The organism is Moraxella sp. K1664, from assembly GCF_039693965.1.
Classification (GTDB): domain Bacteria; phylum Pseudomonadota; class Gammaproteobacteria; order Pseudomonadales; family Moraxellaceae; genus Moraxella.
This window is the reverse complement of record NZ_CP155576.1, coordinates 2721244-2743935: the sequence shown is the minus strand read 5'-3', so window position 1 is coordinate 2743935 and position 22692 is coordinate 2721244. Positions and strand designations below refer to the sequence as shown.

General features: G+C 45.3%; 24 protein-coding genes, 1 other RNA gene and 1 pseudogene. 15 read left to right on the top strand and 11 right to left on the bottom strand.

The features are described from left to right. Positions 1–26: 26 nt before the first annotated feature. From AAHK14_RS13290 to AAHK14_RS13275, 4 genes are all read right to left on the bottom strand, one after another. Entirely contained in the window at positions 27–167 is a 141-nt protein-coding gene (locus tag AAHK14_RS13290) for an entericidin A/B family lipoprotein (protein ID WP_062498678.1), read from the bottom strand. Positions 168–343: 176 nt separating this feature from the next. Further along, on the bottom strand, positions 344–685 hold the full coding sequence (locus AAHK14_RS13285; protein WP_065256428.1) for a TusE/DsrC/DsvC family sulfur relay protein: 342 nt from the start codon (positions 683–685) through the stop codon (positions 344–346). 22 nt (positions 686–707) lie between these two features. Beyond that, positions 708–1028, bottom strand: a complete 321-nt coding sequence (locus AAHK14_RS13280) for a hypothetical protein (protein WP_065256420.1) — start codon at positions 1026–1028, stop codon at positions 708–710. A 2-nt stretch (positions 1029–1030) separates the two neighbouring features. Continuing rightward, positions 1031–1414, bottom strand: coding sequence for a DsrE family protein (locus tag AAHK14_RS13275; RefSeq protein WP_065256427.1), 384 nt, complete (start codon positions 1412–1414; stop codon positions 1031–1033). Positions 1415–1526: 112 nt separating this feature from the next. On the opposite strand from AAHK14_RS13275, the gene glnE reads away from it, so the two are divergent. From glnE to AAHK14_RS13255, 4 genes and pseudogenes are all read left to right on the top strand, one after another. Next, on the top strand, positions 1527–4565 hold the full coding sequence (gene glnE, locus AAHK14_RS13270) for a bifunctional [glutamate--ammonia ligase]-adenylyl-L-tyrosine phosphorylase/[glutamate--ammonia-ligase] adenylyltransferase (RefSeq protein WP_065256419.1): 3039 nt from the start codon (positions 1527–1529) through the stop codon (positions 4563–4565). Between the two features lie 304 nt (positions 4566–4869). After that, a pseudogene (locus tag AAHK14_RS13265) lies at positions 4870–6134 on the top strand (putative DNA modification/repair radical SAM protein). 96 nt (positions 6135–6230) lie between these two features. Then, complete coding sequence (locus tag AAHK14_RS13260; RefSeq protein ID WP_227514742.1) at positions 6231–6545, top strand: hypothetical protein; 315 nt, start codon at positions 6231–6233, stop codon at positions 6543–6545. Next, positions 6476–7054, top strand: a complete 579-nt coding sequence (locus AAHK14_RS13255; RefSeq protein WP_227712983.1) for a TIGR03915 family putative DNA repair protein — start codon at positions 6476–6478, stop codon at positions 7052–7054. The genes AAHK14_RS13260 and AAHK14_RS13255 overlap by 70 nt, the downstream gene beginning before the upstream one ends. 151 nt (positions 7055–7205) lie before the next feature. Here the strand turns inward: AAHK14_RS13255 and ssrA are convergent. The 4 genes from ssrA to AAHK14_RS13235 form a co-directional block, all read right to left on the bottom strand. Further along, positions 7206–7564, bottom strand: a transfer-messenger RNA (tmRNA) gene (ssrA, locus tag AAHK14_RS13250). 57 nt (positions 7565–7621) lie between these two features. Continuing rightward, positions 7622–8008, bottom strand: a complete 387-nt coding sequence (locus AAHK14_RS13245; protein WP_065256418.1) for a transporter substrate-binding domain-containing protein — start codon at positions 8006–8008, stop codon at positions 7622–7624. Then, entirely contained in the window at positions 7996–8445 is a 450-nt protein-coding gene (locus tag AAHK14_RS13240) for a transporter substrate-binding domain-containing protein (RefSeq protein ID WP_065256417.1), read from the bottom strand. The genes AAHK14_RS13245 and AAHK14_RS13240 overlap by 13 nt, the downstream gene beginning before the upstream one ends. Before the next feature lie 386 nt (positions 8446–8831). Beyond that, positions 8832–10964 carry an OmpA family protein gene (locus AAHK14_RS13235; RefSeq protein ID WP_065256416.1) on the bottom strand — a complete coding sequence of 711 codons (2133 nt, stop codon included), beginning with the start codon at positions 10962–10964 and terminating at the stop codon, positions 8832–8834. Between the two features lie 299 nt (positions 10965–11263). On the opposite strand from AAHK14_RS13235, the gene AAHK14_RS13230 reads away from it, so the two are divergent. Continuing rightward, complete coding sequence (locus AAHK14_RS13230; protein ID WP_346818207.1) at positions 11264–11524, top strand: hypothetical protein; 261 nt, start codon at positions 11264–11266, stop codon at positions 11522–11524. 563 nt (positions 11525–12087) lie between these two features. After that, the gene (locus tag AAHK14_RS13225) at positions 12088–13233 is read left to right on the top strand and encodes a tyrosine recombinase XerC (protein WP_083108095.1); all 1146 of its coding nucleotides are present in this window, start codon (positions 12088–12090) and stop codon (positions 13231–13233) included. A gap of 54 nt (positions 13234–13287) precedes the next feature. Here the strand turns inward: AAHK14_RS13225 and AAHK14_RS13220 are convergent, their stop codons facing one another. Both AAHK14_RS13220 and AAHK14_RS13215 read right to left on the bottom strand, forming a co-directional pair. Next, positions 13288–13410, bottom strand: a complete 123-nt coding sequence (locus tag AAHK14_RS13220; RefSeq protein WP_255518660.1) for a hypothetical protein — start codon at positions 13408–13410, stop codon at positions 13288–13290. A 29-nt stretch (positions 13411–13439) separates the two neighbouring features. Next, entirely contained in the window at positions 13440–14306 is an 867-nt protein-coding gene (locus AAHK14_RS13215; protein WP_065254971.1) for a nitrilase-related carbon-nitrogen hydrolase, read from the bottom strand. A gap of 293 nt (positions 14307–14599) precedes the next feature. Between AAHK14_RS13215 and rpoN the strand changes: the two genes are divergently transcribed. Further along, a complete protein-coding gene (gene rpoN / locus AAHK14_RS13210; RefSeq protein ID WP_065254972.1) occupies positions 14600–16204 on the top strand; it encodes an RNA polymerase factor sigma-54 in 1605 nt (534 codons plus the stop codon). Positions 16205–16360: 156 nt separating this feature from the next. Here rpoN and AAHK14_RS13205 read toward each other — a convergent pair whose 3' ends face one another. Beyond that, on the bottom strand, positions 16361–16822 hold the full coding sequence (locus AAHK14_RS13205) for a hypothetical protein (protein ID WP_062498091.1): 462 nt from the start codon (positions 16820–16822) through the stop codon (positions 16361–16363). 583 nt (positions 16823–17405) lie between these two features. Here AAHK14_RS13205 and AAHK14_RS13200 point away from each other — a divergent pair. From AAHK14_RS13200 to AAHK14_RS13165, 8 genes are all read left to right on the top strand, one after another. Next, positions 17406–19124, top strand: coding sequence for an acetolactate synthase 3 large subunit (locus AAHK14_RS13200; protein WP_227514644.1), 1719 nt, complete (start codon positions 17406–17408; stop codon positions 19122–19124). Next, entirely contained in the window at positions 19124–19636 is a 513-nt protein-coding gene (gene ilvN / locus AAHK14_RS13195) for an acetolactate synthase small subunit (RefSeq protein WP_063514543.1), read from the top strand. Before AAHK14_RS13200 ends, ilvN begins: the two co-directional genes overlap by 1 nt. Then, positions 19636–19923, top strand: a complete 288-nt coding sequence (locus AAHK14_RS13190; protein WP_062498097.1) for an antibiotic biosynthesis monooxygenase — start codon at positions 19636–19638, stop codon at positions 19921–19923. Before ilvN ends, AAHK14_RS13190 begins: the two co-directional genes overlap by 1 nt. Before the next feature lie 37 nt (positions 19924–19960). Continuing rightward, entirely contained in the window at positions 19961–20203 is a 243-nt protein-coding gene (locus tag AAHK14_RS13185) for a hypothetical protein (RefSeq protein ID WP_062498099.1), read from the top strand. Further along, positions 20190–20558 (top strand): PIN domain-containing protein, encoded by a 369-nt coding sequence (locus tag AAHK14_RS13180; protein ID WP_194092531.1) that lies wholly within the window; start codon positions 20190–20192, stop codon positions 20556–20558. The genes AAHK14_RS13185 and AAHK14_RS13180 overlap by 14 nt, the downstream gene beginning before the upstream one ends. A gap of 46 nt (positions 20559–20604) precedes the next feature. Next, the gene (gene ilvC / locus AAHK14_RS13175) at positions 20605–21627 is read left to right on the top strand and encodes a ketol-acid reductoisomerase (protein ID WP_065254974.1); all 1023 of its coding nucleotides are present in this window, start codon (positions 20605–20607) and stop codon (positions 21625–21627) included. A gap of 33 nt (positions 21628–21660) precedes the next feature. Beyond that, the gene (locus tag AAHK14_RS13170; protein ID WP_083108092.1) at positions 21661–22182 is read left to right on the top strand and encodes a hypothetical protein; all 522 of its coding nucleotides are present in this window, start codon (positions 21661–21663) and stop codon (positions 22180–22182) included. 291 nt (positions 22183–22473) lie between these two features. Further along, positions 22474–22686: a cold-shock protein gene (locus tag AAHK14_RS13165; protein ID WP_062498109.1), complete on the top strand. Its 213-nt coding sequence runs from the start codon at positions 22474–22476 to the stop codon at positions 22684–22686. Positions 22687–22692 lie beyond the last annotated feature (6 nt).

The window sequence follows — 22692 nt, the reverse complement described above, 5'->3', positions numbered from 1 at the left end:
GACTGGGCTTGTTTGATGGGCATCGGTTAGATTTTGTTTTGAACTTTTTGGGCACTGCCAGTAACAGCTTCACCAGTTTTTGAAACATCTTTGCCAAAACCTTTGATGGTGTTGCAACCTGTTAGAACGAACATGCCAGCTAGGGCAACAACAAGTAGCTTTTTCATAAGATAACTCCTAGTTAAAAAATGGGTGAGAAAAACTCTCAAAACTTATATTATCTAAATATTCATCATTTTACTGTAATAAAATGTAATCAAACCTTGCAAAAAGTGGTTTATTTATAAATTTTGGATTGTCTAAATTTGTCTAAATAAAGAACATGCACATTTTAATCAATCATCTATAAACAATTGGGCGGTTTGGGCAGTCCTGCCAAGCGATTAACGTGACGTGCGACCAGTCCTGTGTTAAAGAACTGTTGGAGTTTGGCGTTGTTAATCTCATCATCGGGCAGGGCGATGGATAGATGCTTGATGAGTGGGCGAGTGGCAGGGCTGTGATGGTATTTGTCAAAAAATGCCCGCACCTGTGCCAGTATGCGATAATGTACGTCCGTTAGCTGTATATCCAAGGTATCAGCAAGGTGTTGGGCGATGGCAGGTGTCCAAAGGGTGTGATCGGTCAAATGCCCGTCAGCGTCCAAGGTTAGCTCATTAGGCGATGGGGTTGTGGTGTCGGTCATGGTCATGGGGTAGGTTGTATGATTAAAATTCAAGCACGCTGTCAAACAACGCACGTTTATCATCGAACACGCACCGCTCATCAGCTAGGGCGTGCCGAATGTCATCATCAAGTCGTGCCATCTGCTCATCAGTAAAGCCATGCCATGCCTTGTCTATGTCGTACAAATCAAGCGACTGTATCATGCCGTATATACGACTGTCAGGGTCGCCAAGCAGTAGATGGGTGGGCGTGCTCACAAACAGCGTGACATCATGGTCAAAGGTCGCCAGTACAAAGGCAAGGGCGAGTGCTTCATAAGCGATGAGTTCGTTATCACTGGCAAGTTTGATTAGAATATTCATGGTTAAAACTGCACCAGTTGGGTGTCATCATCGATGTGTAGTGCCAGCTCGGAGAGTCCGACCAAGCGAAACGGGGGTAGGATGTTCTCACCGTCCAAGCCATGACGACTGGCGTTATCGGCATCGCTGATGCCCCGTGCCAAAGCAGTGCTGACACAGACAGGCAAATCAAGATGATACCGCTTGGCAAGGGCGACCCACAGGCGACCGACATCAGGCACGTCCGCACTTTGCCACGCTAGGCGATTGGCGGTGTATGCCCCGTCACCGTAGAAAAACACCGAGACACGCTCGCCACTGTCTAGTAGCGTGGTGGCGGTCGTTAGGGCTTCTTTGCCTTGGCGGTCGTGGGGGCTTTTGGTGATGAGTAGTAGGGTGTGTGCCATGATGATGATGGGTTGTTTTTTGGATATTATAGCGTAAATTTTTAAATTTGGTGTAAAATAAGCAAAAATCATCAATCAATAAATCCCAAATCAACAAATCTAGCGAGTTGCCATGTCTGATTTTTGCCCCAGTGATAGCGAGCTTGCCACGCTCGCCCTTGCCAGTCCTTTTGCCTTTGGTGTTTATCAAAAACAGCCGTCACAGGTCAGTGCGTTTTTGGGTCGGTTTGGCTTGACACATCCCCTTGACCGTGCGGTGTTTGATGGCTTAATTAGAGAGTTTGTGGCGATTTGTGCCGGCATAAGCGGTGCAGAAGATGACATAAAAGAGAATAATGTAACAGGAAATAATGTAAAAGAGAATGGTGTAAAAGGGAGTGATGTAAAAGATGGCATAAATAAGGATGATATAAAAAGCGATACAGAGCAGACAACAGACAAAACAGGCGATGTAGACCATGCCGATGTGCGGTATTATGGGGCTGATGAGTCGGCGGTCATGCAAGCGATGCGAGAGCTTAGAGTCATGCTGATGGTCAAATGGATATGGCAAGATGCGTTGGGGGTCATCAGCTTAGAGAGACTAACCACAGAGCTGTCGGACTTTGCCGATGCGTGCGTGTGCTTTGCCAAGGACTATGCATGGCACAAGACGGCAGAGCGGTATGGAGTCCCCATGACCAGTAGCGTGCAGTTGGCACAGACAGGCATGGGAAGCATGGGTAAAAAAAGCCCCAAAATCATGCCTGATGAATTTGCCGTCATTGCCATGGGCAAGCTCGGGGCAAGAGAGCTGAATTTATCGAGTGACATTGACCTGATTTTTGTGCATTTGGGGGCGGGCGATACTGACATCAGCGAGCAGGGCAAAAAGAGCGTGGAGAATCAGAAGTTTATGACCACGCTTGGGCGAGTGCTCATCCGCCTGCTTAACGACCACAGCGAGCATGGCTTTGTGTTTCGGGTGGACATGCGACTGCGTCCGTGGGGCGATGGCAGTCCGCTCATCATGAGCTTGTCAGCGTTGGAGAAGTACTTTAATCAGCATGGGCGGACATGGGAGCGGTTTGCATGGTTAAAGGCGAGAGTGGTCAATCCCGTATCCACACCCTTTGCCGATGAGCTGTCGGTAGTGATGAAGAATTTCGTGTATCGTTATTATATCGATTATACCGCCTTTTCGGCACTGCGTGAGATGAAAACACTCATCATGGCACAGCAAGCCCAACGCCAAGACACTGATAATGTCAAACTGGGCGTGGGCGGTATTCGGGACATTGAGTTCATCGCACAGGCATTCTCACTCATCTATGGTGGTCATCATTTGGCATTGGGCGAGCGGTCGGCTTGTCTGGATGTGCTGTCCATGTTGGGCGAGCTTGATTATCTAGATGATGATGAATGCGCCAAGCTCATGGACGCTTATCGCTTTTTACGGCAATTAGAACACGCCATCCAAGCCCGTCATGATGAGCAGACCCAGAGACTGCCGATGGGCGATGAGCTGGTGGCGATTGCACAGGTGCTAGGCTTTGAGAGTGTGGCGGACTTTCAGGCGGTACTTGCCCGTCATCGGCAAAATGTCTTTGCCCCCTTTAACCGCATGGTCACCGACCGCCAAAGCCCCACGCAGTCACTGGGCGAGACGGCGGAGATGGAGCGAGCGTTGCAGGGACTGCTCAGTGCTGACAGCTTACATCTGCTAGATGAGTTTTGGCAGTCCAAACTGGTCACCAGCTTAGAGCCTGATGCCAAGGCACGCCTTGATGGGGCGTATCCGATTTTGCTACATGCACTTTGTCATCATGCCAAGAGCGATGGGGCGGAGCGTGCTGATGATGCGGTGCCACGCCTTATTACGCTGTTAGAGTCCATCTGTCGTCGCTCGATATATCTGGTGATGATAGCCGAGAACCCGAATGCGACCATGGGACTCATTCCCATGCTCTCAGCCAGTCCGTGGATAGCACGAGAGCTTGCCTTGCACCCCATGCTCCTTGATGACTTTTTGCAACAGCGTTATTTGCATTTGCCCGACAAAGCAGAGCTGACCGACATCCTAAGGCAACAGCTGCTTCGGGTATTACCCTTTGATGATGAGCAGTATCTGACCGCCATCCGCACCTTCAAAAAGTCACAAGTGCTGGCTGTGGCGACTGCTGATATTCTAGGCTTGCGTCATATCATGAAAGTTTCGGACAGCCTGACCTTTATTGCCGAAGTTGTGCTGTCATCGGCACTTAGCAGGGCTTATGATGAGCTGGTTGCCAAGCATGGTCATCCTGTGCGTGCCGATGGCATGCCCACCGATGAGACGGCGTGTGGTTTTGCCGTCATTGGCTATGGTAAGTTGGGCGGGATTGAGATGTCGTATGCGTCAGATTTGGACGTGGTGTTTTTGCATGACATTGACGAAAAAGCCGATACCGTGGGCGACAATGTTAAGGTGATTAGTGGCATGAAGTTTGCGTCTCGGCTTGTCCAAAAGGTCATCACCTATCTGACCACGCAGACCCGTGATGGGCGTGCCTATGAGTTGGACATGCGTCTTCGACCATCGGGCAACGCAGGCGTGATGGTCGTGTCGGTGCAGGGCTTTGACAGCTATCAGCGTGATAAGGCGTGGGCGTGGGAACATCAGGCACTGGTACGGGCTAGGGGTATCGCAGGCGATAAGGCGGTGCTGGATGCTTTTGATAACACTCGCCATCAGGTACTGACCGCTCACCGAGAGTCCGAGCAGGTACGCCAAGACGTGCTGTCCATGCGTCAAAAGATGAAAGAACATCTTGGTACCAAATCACCCAGTCAGCCCAACAACCACGGACTGGTTCAACCTTTTCACATCAAGCAGGACTTTGGCGGGCTGATTGACATTGAGTTTTTGGCTCAGTTTATGGTGCTTGCCCATGCCCATGCTCACCCGAGACTTGCCATTTGGTCAGATAACGTGCGTATCTTTGAAGAAGTGGCGAAGACGGGACTGTGGTCTGATGACTGGTGCGACAGACTCACGCAGGCGTATTTGGCACTTAGAAAGACCACGCACGAGCTGGCATTATCCGAAAAACAGGTCGTGGTCGATGATGAGAGCTGGCAAGCGATTCGGGCATTTGTGTGTGGCGTGTGGGGTGAAGTGATTGGTGAATAAAAAACTTGACAAAACAAAATCTTCGCCGATAATCTTTTGAAAATTGAAAATTGAAAATTGAAAATTGAAAATTGAAAATTGAAAATTGAAAATTGAAAATTGAAAATTGAAAATTGAAAATTGAAAATTGAAAATTGAAAATTGAAAATTGAAAATTGAAAATTGAAAATTGAAAATTGAAGTATCACACCCCATTTAATTTAAAATTTTAATAAAATCATAAAGTTATACTCCGATACTAAGACAGTTTATCAACACATATATTTATCAAGTTTTATTTTATCAAGGATTATTATCACCCACCATGACCATTAATTTTGACCGTATCCAAGGCAAGCTTAACATCCTAGCTGACGCCGCCAAATATGACGTTTCTTGCTCATCATCAGGCTCGAACCGCAAAAACCAAGGGGCTCTCTTGGCAATTCGTCCACATCGGGCATTTGTCACAGTTTTACCGAAGATGGGCGGTGTGTGAGCCTGCTCAAAATCCTATTTACCAATCACTGTATCTATGATTGTAGTTACTGCACGTCAAGACGTAGCCATGATACGCCCCGAGCCGCCTTTACGGTCGAAGAAGTGGTGGATTTGACCATGCAATTTTATCGGCGAAACTACATCGAAGGGCTGTTTTTGAGCTCAGGCATATTCAAAAGTGCTGACTATACGATGGAGCGACTGGTTGAAGTGGCACGGCGACTGCGTGAAGAAGAACGTTTTGGCGGTTATATCCATCTAAAAACCATACCAGGGGCATCGCCTGAGCTGTTACGCCAAGCGGGTCTGTATGCTGACCGCCTAAGTGCCAATATCGAGATTCCGACCATCTCAGGGCTAAAACTGCTCGCCCCCGAAAAAACTCACGACCAACTAAAAGCCCCCATGCAGACGGTCAAAGATGAGATTGTGGTGTTCAAAGACAGCAAAAAACACCACAAAAAAGCCCCCAAATTCGTTCCTGCAGGACAGACTAGCCAAATGATAGTGGGAGCAACGGGGGAGACGGATTTACAAGTGGTGAGTCTTGCCAGTCATTTTTATCAAAAATACGACCTAAGGCGGGTGTATTATTCAGGCTATGTGCCTGTGTTGGCAGACAAAAATCTGCCTGCTCTCTCCACGCCTGTGCCGATGGTGCGTGAAAATCGCCTGTATCAAGCCGACTGGCTCATGCGGTTTTATGGTTTTTCGGCTCATGAGATTGTCACTCCTGACGAGCCTTTTTTGGACTTAGAGTGCGACCCCAAATTGGCGTGGGCGATACGCCACCGTGAGTTTTTCCCCGTGCATATCCAAACTGCTCCCTATGAGATGATACTTCGCATACCTGGCATTGGGGTGAAGACCGCCAAAAAAATCATCAAAGCAAGGCAGTTTCGTACGCTGACTTTGGAGCATGTCCAAAAGATGGGGGCGGCGGTCAATCGTGCCAAGTATTTTATGGCGTTGTCGGGCAAAAATGAGCATTTGGCACATTTGACCAAGGATAATTTTAGGCAATATCTTATCGGACAAACTCAAACCAAATTCAAAGATGAACGAACGGGACAGCTTGCTTTGTTTTAAGGTTTTATCAATATGCCCTAAGATGTTTTTGTCATATGGGCGTGTAATGGTGTTTGCTTCCTATGATATTTTTATTTTGACAAATTGGGAAATAACTTGGATTTATTAACCCTTGATGATGGCATTACCCTAACCCATGACAGCGATTTTGATGGCTGGCTGACGGCGGTATTTGTCTGCTATGAGCAAAAGTACACAGACAGGGCGACATTGGTGTGTCGTCATCAGTACGCACCGCAGTTTTTTGGCACGGTCATGGACGTAACAACCGACCCTGCCAAAGCCGAACGGGTGCTGACCAAGCTCACCCAAACGCTTGCAAAGATGGCATCAGACAGCTCATGTGGGCGTACTTATCCGAGTTTGATTATATCCCAAACGTGCTGTTTGGTGTGGTCAAATACGCCCTAGCCAACCCCACAAAAAACATCCTAAAAGACCATGCCCACCCCGATGTCATGACTCTGCACCAAACGGTCAAATCAGTCGGGCGAGAGCGACACCGCATGAAAGCCTTTGTCCGCTTTGAGCATACCACAGACGGGGTGTATTTTGCCAAAATCAATCCCGATTTTAATGTTCTGCCACTCATCACCAATCACTTTAAGGCACGCTATCAAGACCAAGATTTTGCCATTTATGACATCAAGCGGGGTTATGGCATTTTGTCAAGACAGGGCGATACAGACGTGCAGATGATTGTCGGGATTGATGATGATGTATTGGCGGACAGTCGCTCGGTGTGGAGTGATGATGAAGCTCGTTATCAGCGATTTTGGCAGGGATATTTTGCCAATGTAACCATCAAAGAACGTATCAATCCCAAGCTACACAAGCAGTATCTGCCCGTTCGCTATTGGCGATATCTGTCTGAGAAACAAGTGCGTGGCGATGAAGATTTTTTGAAGAAAAAACGCTGATATTTTCTTCTTTGTCAATGGGGTGATTATTAGAATATGATTTGAAAAGCTGTTATGTTTTGGGTTCTTGTCTTATGGAGTGTTTGGTTTTACCTACAAAAAAGACTTAACTCAAAATATGAGCCAAGTCTTTGATTTTTATGATAATAATTGGTGGAGATGGCGGGAGTTGAACCCGCGTCCGCCAGCACTACGCCCATGACTCTACACGCTTAGAGTCTGTCTTTGGCTTTAATCCGCACCGACCCGACAGTCAGGGTGGATTGGACGATTTGCTAAGAGTTCACACCTGCCATCGCAACGCTAACAGATGCTATCCTTTGTGCGTTCGCATCGGGGTGAGCAACCAGACCAAAGGCAATCTGTGCCGACCCAAGTAGCCCTTAGGCTGCTAGTGCGTAAGTTTCGTCGTTTGCGACTATTTTAAATTGTATGTTGATTTACAAGAGACATACGCTCTTGACGTGCATCATTAGGTTTCATTACCAGCGTCGAAGCCAGAACATCCCCAATGGCTTGATTATAACAAAAACCACCTGCCAAATCAAGCACTTAATCACATCATGGTTACATTGGTTTATCGGTGCTGTTTTCAAACCATTTTGTTTCAAGTTTTGCCAGCTCGCCCGATGCTTTCATCTCTGCGACACCTTGGTTGAACATCTCGATGACCTGAGTTTTATTCTTAGGTGCTATTGCGACGGCATACGAACCTTTATCATTGACATTACCATGCTCTAAAAGATTGGTTTTATATTGGGGATAGCTTTTGGCAAAGTGCTGGACGATTTGTTTGTCGCTCATGATGGCATCTACTTTGCCATTGATTAAGTCTTGAAAGCTCAAAAACATCTTTTCTTTGGTTATCACATGTTCAATTCCATGTTCTTTGGCGACATCTACAAAAATCGCTCCATCTTGAACGCCCAAACGCATGGGTTTTAGATCTGACATTGAGTTGAGGTTGTGTCATTTAAAGACAAAACCCCCGCAGGCATATATACATACGGATTGCTAAGTAGATATTTGCCTTCACGTTCGGCGGTATAAGAGATGGATGAGATGGCAAGGTCGCTTATGTTTTGCTCTACTGATTTGAACATATCTTGCCATGGCAGGACGTTAAATTTGACCGCATAGCCATTTTTTTGAGCGATGTGAGTAATAAGTTCCACATCAAATCCGATAGGGTTGCCCTTGCCGTCAATATAAGCAAAAGGCGACATGCCACTATTGACTGCTACTTTGATGGTTTTGGTGTGAGTGGTGGCAGTGTCGGGGTTGGCAGTGTTTTGTATGGTGGGTTCCTTATCGCCACAAGCTGATAAAAGTCCAGCCATGCAAATGGCACCAATCATGACGCCTTGACCTAAAAATGAAGTATATTTCATAACCGCTCCTAACGACTTTTATGTTTATTTAACCTTTCTTAACAATATTGGGTAGATTTATTAACAATAATCATACTAAATATTGACAATATTGTATAAAATAACATTGATTTTTGCAATGACTAATATTGGAAAAATTCATTAATGATATCAGGGATTTTTTATAAGTATCTGTAATTATTATATTTTTATATATTTAGCCAAAAATATCAATCCTAATTTTCATGAAATCTAATAAATGACAAACTACTTTGTTCTGATTGACGGGTGCTAGGCATGCTTTTTTTATTTCAATTTTGTTTCTATACTGTAATTTATTTTTATAAAAAACCCGTGACTTATCACGGGTCTGCTGTTTAAAAATGGGTTAAACTCACGTTTTGTGCCTAACGTATCTCTCTTTCTGTGCCCCGCCCTTGCTCAGAGCTAATTGTGGCATTACTAAGCTCAAAAAAGTCATCAGGCAGGTCAGGTGTACTTGCTGACGGGGCAGGGGGCGGGGTGGTGCCAATATAACCTGATGGGGTGGGGACTTGGATTTGTTGAACAGGATGGCTGTCTGTGATGATGGGCTGTGCATTTTGTACAGGTTGGGGCAGGTAGTTACCATCGGGCATGCCTTGTACGGGCATATTTTGCATAGGCATGGATTCTGGCATGGTCTGCATGGGTGCATTTTGCACAGGCATATCTTGGACGGGCATGGGCATGCTTTGGGCAGGCATGGCGGTGTTTGGTGCTGGCACAAGCTGGGTCATGTCCACGTTGAGTGCGGTCATGGTCGCTTCATCAAACACCAAGAACTCTGTCCGCCCATTTTTAAAGCGACCCAGTTCGGTCACGTTGTCCGATATCGGAAAGCTGTCGCCCACGCCTTTGGGGGTCAGCTGGGTGTCACTCACGCCCTGCTCTACCAAAAAGGCTTTGACCGCTTCGGCTTGGCTTTGTGATAGGCTAAGATTTGCCATGCGGTCAGTGCCATCTCCGCCACTGGTATGAGTTGCGATGATGAGCTTGATGCTCGGATTGGCTTTGATTTTCTCTGCCAGTAGTGACAGCACGCCATGGGTGTTGGCAGGCAACTCGCTTGTGCCGTTAAAGTCAATCACCGTAAGGCTTGCCGAGCGTGACAAATCATAGCTGTTGGGCGGATTATCCAGAGCATTTAGGGCGGTCGTGGCACGCTCAAAGCTTTGATTGATGACATTGGCTTTATTCAATGCAGGGGCAGGCGAGACATCAAACTGTGGGGCGAGCAGGGCGATGTCATTGACGATTCTGGGTAGGATGTCCGTCTTTGGCGTATTGACATAGATGTGGTCGCCGATAATCTCAATGCTGGTAAACGGCTCAGCTTTGACCATCGCCATGATACTCTCCAAGCGTTCTAGCCCTGTCAGCGATGTGCCAAAATTATCATCGATGTCCATAATACAGCCGATTTGCCCGAAGTTTTTTTGTAGCACCCCGAGCAGTTGTTCTTGGAGCTGGCTGTTGCCCACTTCGGCTTGACAGGCGTACAGCGTGCCGTTCTCGCCCGATGTTAGGGACAGACGGGGTGGATTTAGCGATTTGACGGTCGGTGTGGCGACATTGGGGTCATGGACGGGGGCGGTCTCCGATGAGCCTGATTTGTCTTTTAAGAGATACCACGCTCCGCCCCCGACAGCCAAGGCGATAAGCCCTGCTCCAAGTCCCATTAATAAAGGATTGGGGCGTGCCAACTTAGGCTTGATAGGGGGTTTAATAGGGGAATTAATGGACTCATGACCATCAAGATGATTATCGTCATTTATACCATCTTCGGCGGTTGTATCGGTGTTAATATCATCATTAATATTATTATCAATACTGCCATTGATACTGCCATTAATATCATCATTTATGCCATCTTGATAAATGCCATTAGTATTTAAATCATCCCCTTGTTTGTCATTATCAAAGGGTGTATTGATATTATCATTAATATCGGCAGTTTTGGTGACACTAATAATTGGTGAGTCATCTGTGGCGATGGGAGTATTATCAATATCTTCATCTGCTTGATTGGGCTGATTGTCAGAATTGATAAATGCCGAATCAGCAGTTGGTGTTTGCCCATTTAATTGTTCAATCTTTTGAGCCAGCGAGCTTTGGATAAATTGGGGCGACCACGCAGGCAAATGCGTGCGACTTGATTCAAAGTTTTGTGCCAAAAAAGCAATCAGCCCCTGACCCCCTGCCAAATTCGCCACTTCAACCATCATCGGCGGGGTAATGGCTTTTAGAAGCGTCATCGTGGACTGCTCATCCATGTAAAAACTGCGTGCCAAACGCCCCGCCAAAGGCTCTGCCTGTATGCCCCACAAGGCGGTCAGGCTGTGATTTTTGGCATTGGTACTGTCAAAGCCATCATCAAGCTCAATCAAACGTGCCGTACTTAGGGCATAATACTGCTTTAACAAATCCGCACTCGTATCTTCGTTTGAGATACCCATGGAGCTTGATACCAACCCATGCAAATACTGTACGATGTCCATCGCTCACCTTATCAACTGTTTTTATGCTAACCCTTTATTATACCGCAAATTTTCCCAAAAATCTGTACCATCATCGTCATCGCCTTGCCTTTTGTCTTGTTTTTGTGCTGTTTTATCATCTGATGCGGTAAGGGCTTGACATGGTGTTGGGCGGTGCGATAATCTTTTGAAAATTGAAAATTGAAAATTGAAAATTGAAAATTGAAAATTGAAAATTGAAAATTGAAAATTGAAAATTGAAAATTGAAAATTGAAAATTGAAAATTGAAAATTGAAAATTGAAAATTGAAAATTGAAAATTGAAAATTGAAAATTGGGAAAATTGGGAAAATTGGGAAAATTGGGAAAATTGGGAAAATTGGGAAAATTGGGAAAATTGGGAAAATTGGGAAAATTGGGAAAATTGGGAAAATTGGGAAAATTGGGAAAATTGGGAAAATTGGGAAAATTGGGAAAATTGGGAAAATTGGGAAAATTGGGAAAATTGGGAAAATTGGGAAAATTGGGAAAATTGGGAAAATTGGGAAAATTGGGAAAATTGGGAAAATTATTTAACATAATCCAAAATGATTTGGCTGTCATGACAAATCGTGGTAAGATACGCCCAAGAAATTTTAAAATTAGGGCGTGCCTGCCTTTTGTATTTGCAATGAAAAATGAGAAAAATCGCACGTTTTTTAAGGAAAAAGTGAAGTTTGATAGTCGTTCTATCAAACAAGCTTTTGACGAAGAAAAACAATCCGACCACTTAACCATGTAAATTTTAAAATTTTAACTTAACCTTCCAAATTAAGTGGTCGGATAGCCATTTTTCATGCAAAAATTGATAAAAGCGTTAAATTTTCATCTTATTTTATAAAAATGTTATCAATGGTAGGCACGCCCTAATACAAACGCAATGATGTTTGGATGTAGGGGCGTACTGTGCACGCCCATAAAAATGATGGCATTAAAAGGCGTGGAAAGCACATTCCTACAAAGCCGTAGCAAATATCAAGTTTGTTAGGTGTGGTTATTCTTAAAAGCCCCAATCTAATTTTGCCGATTCATCAAATCCACCCCAATAATTTGCCCGATATTTATCCAATATTTATCTAGCATTACCCAACAATAACCCATAGCCATGCGACTGTCCGCCATTTTAAACCAGACCCACTCCGCCCAGTCACCCAGTGATGCCCATCTGCCAAGCCTAGCTAGGCAAGCAGAGCAGGCTCATGATATGCCCATTAGCCATGATACAGACCCAAGACAAGCCAAGACTCAGACTGTCTCTCAGTTCGTCTGTCAGACTCTGTTATCAGCGATAGAGCGTTGGCTGTCGTCGCTGACAGGGCAGAATTATTCGCCCCACACGCTGTCGGCATATCGGGCGAGCATGTACCGCTTTGGTGAGTTTTTGGGGCGTTATGGTGTGGACTGGCAGGACTGTCGCCCTAAGGATTTGGAGTGGTATGTCGTGACACGGTTGGAGCAGGACAGGGTGCAGACGGTGAGTGTTAAACGGGACATTTCTGCCATTAAGCGGTTTTATCAGTTTGCCATCAACGAGCAGGAGCGGACGACAGACGACAAAGCGACCATCTGTAACCCGACCATCGGTTATCGCCTAAAACCCGCCCCCAAGCCCTTGCCTGTGGTGTTGGATGTGGATGTGATGAAACATCTGTTGGAGCAAGCCCCGCCCGATGACCCCGAGCAGGCGGATTTGTGGGTACGAGATAAGGCGATGTTTGAGCTGATGTACAGTAGCGGTCTGCGTTTGGCGGAGCTGGCATCGCTTGATGTGGCGGATGTGGATTTGACCGCCAAATCGGTTAGGGTGCTGGGCAAAGGCAAAAAAATGCGTGTCGTCCCTGTCGGCACCAAGGCGATACAAGCCATCAATGCCTACCTGCCTTATCGCACATCATGGCAAGCCAAAAAAGTCGCCAAAACTGCCAAGCCTGATGGCATTACGCCTACCAGTACCGTCAAGGCACTGTTTATTAGTGAGCGACACGGCAAAAGGCTAAGCGAGCGTGCGATACAACTTCGTCTGTCACTGTGTGCCACTCGGGCAGGCATCGCCCAGAGTTTGCACCCACATTTGCTTCGGCATAGTTTTGCGTCGCACCTGTTGTCATCGAGTGGTGATTTGCGTGCGGTGCAGGAGCTGTTGGGGCATAGTAATCTTAGCACCACGCAGATTTATACCCATGTGGACTTTGGGTCGCTGACCAAGGTTTATGATAAGACACATCCTAGGGCGACCGCCAAAAAGTCCTAGGGCGTGTTGAACATTGATAACATTTTTATAAAATAAGATGAAAATTTGATAATTTTAATCCATTTTTGCATGAAAAATGGCTAAATCTTGTTTTTCTGCGTCAAAAACTTGTCTGATAGAATAACTATCAGCCTGCGTTTTTTCCTTGAAAAACGTGCGATTTTTCTCATTTTTCATTGCAAATACCAAAGTTCAACACGCCCTAATTATAACTCCACCCGACATTCAAATATCGGCATATTTTTACGAATATTATCCTGCTCATCTTTATCAAAATCAGCATAAATGATTGTAAAATCGCCACCGTCTGTCGTATTTGTACTACCCACGATTTGCCCGTTTGCGTTCACCATCATGCCATGCCCCCACGTTTGGCGGGTTTGGGGTTTGTCCTTGTGGGTGAAATGGTGCGTGCCACCTTGTGCCGAGCCGATGATAAGGCATTGACCATCAAGCGAGCGAGCGGTTAGCAAGGATTGCCAATGAGCCTTGCCCGTGGTGTGGGTAAAGGCAGACGGCACGGTGATGATGTCCGCCCCCATGTCTCTAAGTTTTTGATAAAGTGTGGGAAATCGCACATCAAAACACACGGTCATGCCAATGCCAACTGCCACACCGTCCAGCACACAGTGAGCCACGACAGGTGTATCGCCTGCTTCAAAGGTGCGACCTTCATCATAACTGCCCACACCGTCCGCCACCGATGCCCGAAACAGGTGGATTTTGTCATAGCGGGCGATGAGTGTGCCTGTATTGTCAAACAGTAGGCTGGATTGGCGAAATTTGCCGTCTAATTTGCCGTCTATGGGCGTGCCATCGGGGCGAGTGGGGCAAGGCAGTGTCCCTGCTAAGATATGAATGCTCGTATCGCGGGCAAGGCGTGCATAAAAATCCACCATCTCATCAAAACGACTGGCAAGCTCACGTTGTGACCCCATGACACACGCATTTTCGGGCAAAACTGCCAAATCCGCCCCGTTTTGTTTGGCGGTGGAGACCGCCTGTTTGATAATGGCTAGGTTGTTATCAATGTTATCTTGGGAATTTAGCTGAATGTTGGCAATCTTTGGCATGGTTGTCCTTGTTGGTGCATGATGTTGAATTTATTATAAAGCCATTTATCAAGCTAGGCAACTTTTGGATAAATTTGGGGTGACTTGATGGTTGGTGTAATGGTCATGATGGATGGGGTTGTGATGAGATTTTAGGTGGGAAAATAAGTTATAAAATAACAATGATGGGCGTTACTGGGGTGTTATGTCGTAAAATTTACGCCTTTTGGCAAAATCTATGCAAAAATTATGCCAAAATGTTGTAAAATTTAAAAGTTAGTAGATATTTTAACAATTAGGACAGTAGTACACCCATGAGTCTCTCATTTGGCTTGGGCGTTGGCTTAAACCAATCCCAAAAACTCACCCCACAAATGCAACAGGCGATTCGCTTGCTGGCTTTGTCGCACCTTGAATTGGAGCAAGAAGTGCAGATGAAGTTAGACAGTAATCCTTTGCTTGAACGGGTTGATGAGAGTTTTGAGACGGAGTTTGACCGTGATGAGCTAAGTTTGGACGATTGGACGGATAATAATTGGCAAAAAAATGACGGTCAAGGTGGCTCAGATGGTTTTGATGAGTCCTTTGAGAGTGACAGTTATGATAAGCTGACTGAGTCGGGGTTGGATGACGGGGCGATGGACAGTGACTGGGATAATGTCTATACCCCTGATTTTGAGTATGATGGCGATTTTGGTGTGGCAGGCAGGCATGATGATGAGCATGAGTTTTTGGGAGCGACACACACCAGCATCCAAGAGCATGTGCGTTTTCAGATGAATTTTAGTCCCATGAATGCCAAAGAGTCGCTGATTTTGGATTATTTGCTGGACGCCATGGATGAGATGGGTTATATCCGTCTGGGTGTGGATGAGTTGTATCAGAATTTGGCGACCCTTGCCAGTTTTTATCAGTGGGAAGAGACGATTAGTCCGCCTGAGATTGTCTCGGTGTTACAACGCATTCAGGCGTGTTCGCCAACGGGCGTCGGGGCGAGAAATCTGCCCGAGTGCCTAAGATTGCAACTTGACGAGCTGACCAAAGATGACCCTGATCTGCCTTTTGCTGATGAAGCTTATATGGTGCTTGGGGCGACCACTCATTTGGAGACGAACAACATCAAGGCACTCATGCAAGACACCGACCTAAGCTCTGCTGAGATAAAAGGGGCGATGGCGATTATCCGCAGTCTTAACCCCGAGCCTGCATCTGAGTTTTATAAAAATGAAGGCAGTATCGACCAAAGTATTGATATTCCTGATATTTTGGTCATCGCCTTAGAAGAGACCAAAGGCAGATATGCCAAGAAGTCACTGGCTAATGTCACCGACACCGATGTATGGCGAGTGGTGCTAAACCAAGAAGTTATCCCTAATTTACAAATCAACCAAGAATACGCCAGTCTCATCAAAAAAGGCGATGATGGCGATGATAATATTTATCTCAAAGATAAGCTAAATGATGCCCGTCTGTTCATTCGCAGCATTGATGAGCGTAACCAAAATTTGCTTAAAGTGGCAGGCTGTATCGTTCGTCGCCAGCAGGGGTTTTTGGAGCGGGGTGTGGAAGCGATGATTCCTTTGACCCTAAAAAATGTCGCCGATGAGATTGGACTGCATGAGTCCACCGTCTCGCGACTGACCACCAATAAGACCATGCTCACCCCGCAGGGCTTGTATCCCTTAAAGTACTTTTTCTCATCCAGTGTGGGCAGTGAAGATGGCGAGATATCATCAACTGCCATCTCCGCCCAAATCCAAAGCATGATTCAAAACGAAAACCCCCAAAAACCACTGTCAGATGCTTATATTACTGGCGTGTTAGAAGAGCAGGGCGTAAGTATTTCACGGCGAACCGTAACCAAATATCGTGAAGCGATGGGGATTTTGCCATCAACACTACGCAAACAAAAAATCTAGGGCGTGCCTGCCTTTGGTATTTGCAATGAAAAATGGATTAAAGTGTTAAATTTTCATCTTATTTTATAAAAATGTTATCAATGGCAGACACGCCCTAGCCATAAAAAACTCCACGCTCAAGTGTGGAGTTTTTTCTCATGAGTGGCATGGCGTGTCTTATACACCTTGGCAGTACTGATTAATCAGTTGTTGGTGTTGCTGACGTTTTGAGCTAATCTCTTGATCATTTAGGTAGACTCGCTCGCCATTGGCGTTGGTCTCAAAAATACGACCACCGATGGTTAGGTTGGCAAAGTTGGCACGCAATGACTGACAGCGATTGGCAAGCTCTTGATTTTGTAGGGCTTGATTTTGCTGTTCTAGGTCGGCAATACGCTGAGCTTCGGGTGATGGTGCTGCTTGTTGTTGGGTTTGTTCTGACAGCTGACCTGCATCAGCGACACGCCCATCATTACGCATGGAGTGAACTTTAAAATTGGTGGTATTTTTTGGTTGCATTTGGCTATAAACCACTTCGCCATGCTTGCCAATGCTCTCATAGATGGTGGTATTGGCATTGGCGGTAATGCCAAAAGTGACAACACTAAGAAGTAGGGCGGTTAAGGTATGAAGTTTCATGAAAAAATCCTTACTGTTGGACGGTGTGAATTGCCCATCCAAAATCGGCAAAAAATTAATGCTAATATTGCAACAAAACCACGATAAAATCAAGACCAATTAGGCGAATAAATGCGGTATTTGTCGCTTTTTGAACAAATTTTGGTGTTATTTGAAAAAATTAACAATAATCTTTAAAAAACTATTGGCAAAAAAGATGTTTTGGGGTAAGATAGCCAAATCTTAATTTTAATAACTAAATTTGTCAAAAGTTTTTTAACTTATAAAAATTAGTTATAGAAGTCAGCGTTCTTTATCAAAAAGACGTTTGTTAAGTCCAAGCGAATAGATTACCGTTTATTCACACCGATTTAACATTGCACAAGACTTACCGGTCTGCAAGACGACATTCTCATCTCTTTGTCAGTCCTTGTACCACGTCTTTGGTAAGTTGTGTTTGTTTAACCCCATTTTGGGAAAAAGGATTGATATGACAGAGCAAACCACCCAAGCCCCCAACATGACGGGGCATACTCAGACGGCAGACGCTGCCAAACATTTCCATGAAAATCAAGCCAAACTTGCCCGTGGCGAAACCGTTGCCATGAGTGGGGCGGAGCTACTTGTGCAAGCCTTAGTTGATGAAGGCGTAACCCATATTTTTGGCTACCCTGGTGGGGCGGTGCTACATATCTATGATGCTCTATTTAAGCAAGACAAGATTGAGCATATCCTAGTTCGCCACGAGCAGGCGGCAGGACACATGGCGGACGCTTATAGCCGTGTTACAGGACGTACAGGCGTGGTGCTAGCTACGTCAGGGCCGGGCGTTACCAACACCGTAACCGCCATTGCCACAGCGTTCATGGACTCTATTCCTATGGTGGTACTGGCAGGGCAAGTGCCAAGCACCTTGATTGGCGATGATGCTTTCCAAGAATGCGACATGATTGGCGTGTCTCGCCCTGTGGTCAAGCATAGTTTTCAAGTGCGTAATCCTGCCGAGATTCCCACGATTATCAAAAAAGCCTTTTTTATCGCAAGCTCAGGTCGTCCCGGCCCTGTGGTGGTGGATATTCCAAAGGATATGACGAACCCTGCCGATAAATTTGACTACGTTATGCCAAGCGAGATTCACATTCGCTCTTATCAGCCAACGTCCAAAGGACATAGCGGTCAAATCAAAAAAGCGGTGGATTTGCTACTCTCCGCCAAACGCCCTGTACTCTACTCAGGCGGTGGCGTGGTACAAGGCGGGGCAAGCGATGAACTGCGTGAACTTGCCAATTTGTTAAACTTGCCCGTTACCAACACGCTCATGGGGCTAGGGGCATATCCTGCCACGAGCGAGCAGTTTGTCGGTATGCTCGGTATGCACGGCACTTATGAAGCCAACATGACCATGCACCATGCGGACGTTATTTTGGCGGTGGGGGCAAGGTTTGATGACCGTGTTACCAACAACGTCAAAAAATTCTGCCCAAACGCAACCATTATCCATATTGACATTGACCCAACGTCTATCTCAAAAACCATTAACGCCCATATCCCTATCGTGGGCGATGTCAAGCCTGTCTTGACCGAAATGGTGAGCATTGTCAAATCCAGCGACAAACGCCTAGACGAACACGCCCTTGCTGATTGGTGGACACAAATCAACGAATGGCGTAAACGTCATGGCTTGCGTTATGGCGATGACACGGACGCACCTGTTCATGCGATTATGCCACAACGAGTCGTTGAAACGCTGTGTAAACTCACGGACGGTAAAGCAATTATCACGTCTGATGTCGGTCAGCACCAAATGTTCGCTGCTTTATATTATAAATATGACGAGCCACGCCAATGGCTAAACTCTGGCGGACTTGGCACCATGGGCGTAGGTCTACCCTATGCCATGGCGGCAAAACTTGCCTGCCCTGAAAAAACGGTCGTCTGTATCACAGGCGAAGGCTCCATTCAGATGAATATCCAAGAGCTATCAACGTGCTTGCAGTATAATTTGCCTGTTAAGATTTTAAACTTAAACAACGCCCAACTTGGTATGGTAAAGCAGTGGCAAGATATGCTGTATGAAGGTCGCCACGCCCAAAGCTATATGAAATCCTTGCCTGATTTTGTCAAACTTGCCGAAAGCTATGGGCATAAAGGCGTAAAAATTACCAATCCTGCCACTATGGAACAAGAGTTAAAAGAAGCCCTAGAAATGGACGGTTTGGTATTTATTGATGTGTATGTGGACAGAAGTGAGCACGTCTATCCCATGCAAGTGGCAGGGCAGTCCATGCGTGATATGTGGTTATCAAAAGGGGAGCGTACCTAATGGCACAGTTACAAAAACACTTGATTTCGGTACTTATGGAAAACGAAGCAGGCTCGCTGTCTCGTGTGGTGGGGCTGTTTAGTCAGCGTGGTTATAACATTGATACGCTAAACGTTGCTGCCACCGAAGACCCGACGTTATCACGGCTTACCCTAACCACGATTACCACGGCCGATAAGATTGAGCAGATTACCAAACAACTTCATAAACTCATTGAAGTGGTCAAAGTCCAAAATCTATCGGAAGTCTCTGGCGGTAGTCAGATTGAGCGTGAGCTTATGCTAATCAAAGTACGAGCGACAGGGGCATACCGTGAAGAAGTGTACCGTACAGCGGACATATTCCGAGCCCAAATCGTGGACGTGTCGGCAAACCTTTATACCATTCTTATCACAGGGGATGCAGGCAAGCTAGACGGTTTTATTGATGTCATCGGACGTGATAAAATCCTAGAAGTGGTACGCTCTGGCGTGATTGGTATTGCACGGGGCGAGCGGACGCTTTCTTTGTGATGGCAAAAGTTGTCTTAAAAGGTCATATCATCATTCCTAAAACCAATCGGCAAGTTATTTTAGATGAACTTAAAAAACACATTGACTTAACACGCCAAGAAAGTGGTTGTTTGATATTTCAAATCACACAAGACAACAGCGATGTCGATAAGTTTTGGGTTTATGAAGAATTTGTGAACAAAGAAGCCTTCGACTTTCATCAAGCTCGTGTGCGTTTGTCTGCGTGGGGCGTGGTATCTGCTGATGTAGAGCGACATTATGAGCCGTTAATCATGATAGATGATTAGTATTGATTATCTACCAAAATGATTTAAGGAGATAAAAATGATTATAGAGCTTGCCAGCCTACCGCCAATGGTGCAGGCATACATCAAAGATGAAAAACAACTACAAGTCATTGTCAAAGATGAGCAGGTGCATTTAATGCCCTTACATCAATTTGTATCACAACCAACCAAAAAATCCGATTTTGCAGGGGGGTTGGCACAATTTGCGAATTCTGACTTAATGCCAAAAGAAGAACAAGCGGTAGAGATGGCAATCAGGAAAAAATATGGCATTGATTGATACAAATATTTTGTTGCGTTTTTTATTGCAATACCACGATATATTAAGCCAACAAGCCAAGCAAATCATTGATGATAATGATGTGATTTGTTTAAATGCCGTCATTTATGAAGTCATTCACGTATTACAAAGCGTTTATAAAATTGACGGAGCATTGATTGCTGATAAACTTTTGATACTATTTGAAAATGATGTGATTGAAAGTGAAAATAAGTCAGTTATCCTAAAATCCTTATCAATTTTTAAAGAAACTTCTATGGATTGCTTATTAATTGCTTATCGCATCATTGATAATAGCGTAATTTTTTCTTTTGATAAAAAAGTCAATAATTATCTAAACAGAATAAGTTTTTAATTAACCCACGCCCTTAAATTACGGGCATTATTTTAAGGAAACTCGTATGAGCTTAAACATCTATTATGACAAAGATTGTGATTTGTCTATCATTCAAGGCAAAAAAGTTGCCATTATCGGCTACGGCTCACAAGGTCACGCCCACGCCCTAAACCTAAAAGATTCTGGCGTTGATGTAACCGTAGGCTTGCGTGCAGGCTCTGCTTCTTGGAAAAAAGCCGAGAACGCTGGTCTAAAAGTTGCCGAAACTGCCGATGCGGTCGCTGGTGCAGACGTGGTGATGATTTTGACCCCTGATGAATTTCAGCGTCAGCTTTATAAAGAGACCATTGAGCCAAATATCAAACAAGGTGCAACCCTTGCCTTTGCTCACGGTTTTGCCATTCATTACAACCAAGTTGAGCCCCGTGCCGACCTTGATGTGATTATGGTTGCTCCAAAAGCCCCTGGTCATACCGTGCGTTCTGAATTCGTTAAAGGCGGTGGTATCCCCGACCTTATCGCTATCTGGCGTGATGTGTCAGGCAACGCCAAGCAAGTGGCTTTGTCTTATGCGTCAGGCGTGGGCGGTGGTCGCTCGGGCATCATTGAGACAACCTTTAAAGACGAAACCGAAACCGACCTATTTGGCGAACAAGCCGTTCTGTGTGGTGGTGCGGTTGAGCTTGTCAAAATGGGCTTTGAAACCCTAGTAGAAGCAGGCTATGCCCCTGAAATGGCGTATTTTGAGTGCTTGCACGAATTGAAGCTCATCGTAGATTTGATGTACGAAGGCGGTATTGCCGACATGAACTACTCAATTTCTAACAACGCAGAATATGGCGAATACGTTACAGGCGTAGAAGTCATCAACGACCAATCTCGTGAAGCAATGAGAAATGCATTGAAGCGTATCCAATCAGGCGAATATGCCAAAATGTTTATCGCCGAAGGTCAGCTAAACTACCCGTCAATGACTGCCCGTCGCCGTAACACTGCCGAGCATGAAATTGAAAAAACTGGGGCAAAACTTCGTGCGATGATGCCTTGGATTGGCGGTAACAAAATCATTGATAAAGAGAAAAACTAATTTAATTTTCTTTTTAAATAAAAATGACCGTCCATGTGGGCGGTTGTTTTTTCATGCCTTGCCAGCACGCCCCAATCAGCGTATAATAGCACATTTGTGCAGATTTATTTTTTAATGATAGCTTATAATATTCACCATTTTTTAAACAGTTTGTCCGATTTTGCCATTTTGTATATTTTGGCAAGTCTTATCATTGCCATTTTGATTTGGGTGGAGTCGGCGTGGGTTGCCCGTAACGGTGGCAAATTGCCCCAAAACACGCCCTTTGTCGTTATTAGCATTTTAACGTCATCATGGCTCATCGTGTCGGGGCTTGCGTTGTATTTTCTAGAATTTGACGGGGTATTGATGAGTGTGCCAGTGGTGTATGGCGTGTATTCATTGCTAAGCTGGATAAAAGGGGCGAAACTCATCGGAGATGACCTGCCTGATGACCCAAAAGACATTGTCCTACCAAGCAAATATCTCACCTATTCGCAGTCGTTTGCCCTTGTGTTTGCCGTGCTTTGCGTGAGTATGCTTGCCTTGCCTTATACCGATTTGCCTTTTTTGTAAAATTACAAAAATAAATCCCCTTTTTGATGAAAACTTTGTTATACTAGCTGTACGGTATTTATGTACCATAGATTGTGTTTTGCTCGCCTTGTGCGAAAAAACGACTTTGATAACTTGCGGACGAGTGCTGGTATCAGGGCGTATGTTAGATTTATTACTGAACCATTAAGGCAACTTATCGGTTTGATATAGAGTTTAAGCGTCGTATCTTTAACTTATTTTGCGGTTTTGGCAACATAAATATTTTCACGGCATTTTGCCATTATTTCCCCATTTTCAAGGAAAACTCTCATGTCAAACAAAGTTACTGGTACCGTTAAATGGTTCAATGAAGCCAAAGGTTTTGGTTTTATCGCCCAAGACGCAGGCGGTCAAGACGTATTCGCCCATTACAGTGCCATTACTGGTTCTGGTTTTAAAACCCTAGCCGAAGGTCAAAAAGTGGCGTTCATTCTAGGCGAAGGCAAAAAAGGCCCACAAGCCGAAGAGATTGAAAAAATCTAATTGCCA

Bases quoted from the DNA above. Each gene is read 5' to 3' on its own strand.
- AAHK14_RS13290 (WP_062498678.1), bottom strand. From the start codon at position 167: ATGAAAAAGCTACTTGTTGTTGCCCTAGCTGGCATGTTCGTTCTAACA.
- AAHK14_RS13285 (WP_065256428.1), bottom strand. From the start codon at position 685: ATGACCGACACCACAACCCCATCGCCTAATGAGCTAACCTTGGACGCT.
- AAHK14_RS13280 (WP_065256420.1), bottom strand. From the start codon at position 1,028: ATGAATATTCTAATCAAACTTGCCAGTGATAACGAACTCATCGCTTAT.
- AAHK14_RS13275 (WP_065256427.1), bottom strand. From the start codon at position 1,414: ATGGCACACACCCTACTACTCATCACCAAAAGCCCCCACGACCGCCAA.
- glnE (WP_065256419.1), top strand. From the start codon at position 1,527: ATGTCTGATTTTTGCCCCAGTGATAGCGAGCTTGCCACGCTCGCCCTT.
- AAHK14_RS13255 (WP_227712983.1), top strand. From the start codon at position 6,476: ATGTGGGCGTACTTATCCGAGTTTGATTATATCCCAAACGTGCTGTTT.
- AAHK14_RS13245 (WP_065256418.1), bottom strand. From the start codon at position 8,008: ATGTCAGATCTAAAACCCATGCGTTTGGGCGTTCAAGATGGAGCGATT.
- AAHK14_RS13240 (WP_065256417.1), bottom strand. From the start codon at position 8,445: ATGAAATATACTTCATTTTTAGGTCAAGGCGTCATGATTGGTGCCATT.
- AAHK14_RS13235 (WP_065256416.1), bottom strand. From the start codon at position 10,964: ATGGACATCGTACAGTATTTGCATGGGTTGGTATCAAGCTCCATGGGT.
- AAHK14_RS13225 (WP_083108095.1), top strand. From the start codon at position 12,088: ATGCGACTGTCCGCCATTTTAAACCAGACCCACTCCGCCCAGTCACCC.
- AAHK14_RS13220 (WP_255518660.1), bottom strand. From the start codon at position 13,410: ATGAAAAATGAGAAAAATCGCACGTTTTTCAAGGAAAAAACGCAGGCT.
- AAHK14_RS13215 (WP_065254971.1), bottom strand. From the start codon at position 14,306: ATGCCAAAGATTGCCAACATTCAGCTAAATTCCCAAGATAACATTGAT.
- rpoN (WP_065254972.1), top strand. From the start codon at position 14,600: ATGAGTCTCTCATTTGGCTTGGGCGTTGGCTTAAACCAATCCCAAAAA.
- AAHK14_RS13205 (WP_062498091.1), bottom strand. From the start codon at position 16,822: ATGAAACTTCATACCTTAACCGCCCTACTTCTTAGTGTTGTCACTTTT.
- AAHK14_RS13200 (WP_227514644.1), top strand. From the start codon at position 17,406: ATGAGTGGGGCGGAGCTACTTGTGCAAGCCTTAGTTGATGAAGGCGTA.
- ilvN (WP_063514543.1), top strand. From the start codon at position 19,124: ATGGCACAGTTACAAAAACACTTGATTTCGGTACTTATGGAAAACGAA.
- AAHK14_RS13190 (WP_062498097.1), top strand. From the start codon at position 19,636: ATGGCAAAAGTTGTCTTAAAAGGTCATATCATCATTCCTAAAACCAAT.
- AAHK14_RS13185 (WP_062498099.1), top strand. From the start codon at position 19,961: ATGATTATAGAGCTTGCCAGCCTACCGCCAATGGTGCAGGCATACATC.
- AAHK14_RS13180 (WP_194092531.1), top strand. From the start codon at position 20,190: ATGGCATTGATTGATACAAATATTTTGTTGCGTTTTTTATTGCAATAC.
- ilvC (WP_065254974.1), top strand. From the start codon at position 20,605: ATGAGCTTAAACATCTATTATGACAAAGATTGTGATTTGTCTATCATT.
- AAHK14_RS13170 (WP_083108092.1), top strand. From the start codon at position 21,661: ATGTGGGCGGTTGTTTTTTCATGCCTTGCCAGCACGCCCCAATCAGCG.
- AAHK14_RS13165 (WP_062498109.1), top strand. From the start codon at position 22,474: ATGTCAAACAAAGTTACTGGTACCGTTAAATGGTTCAATGAAGCCAAA.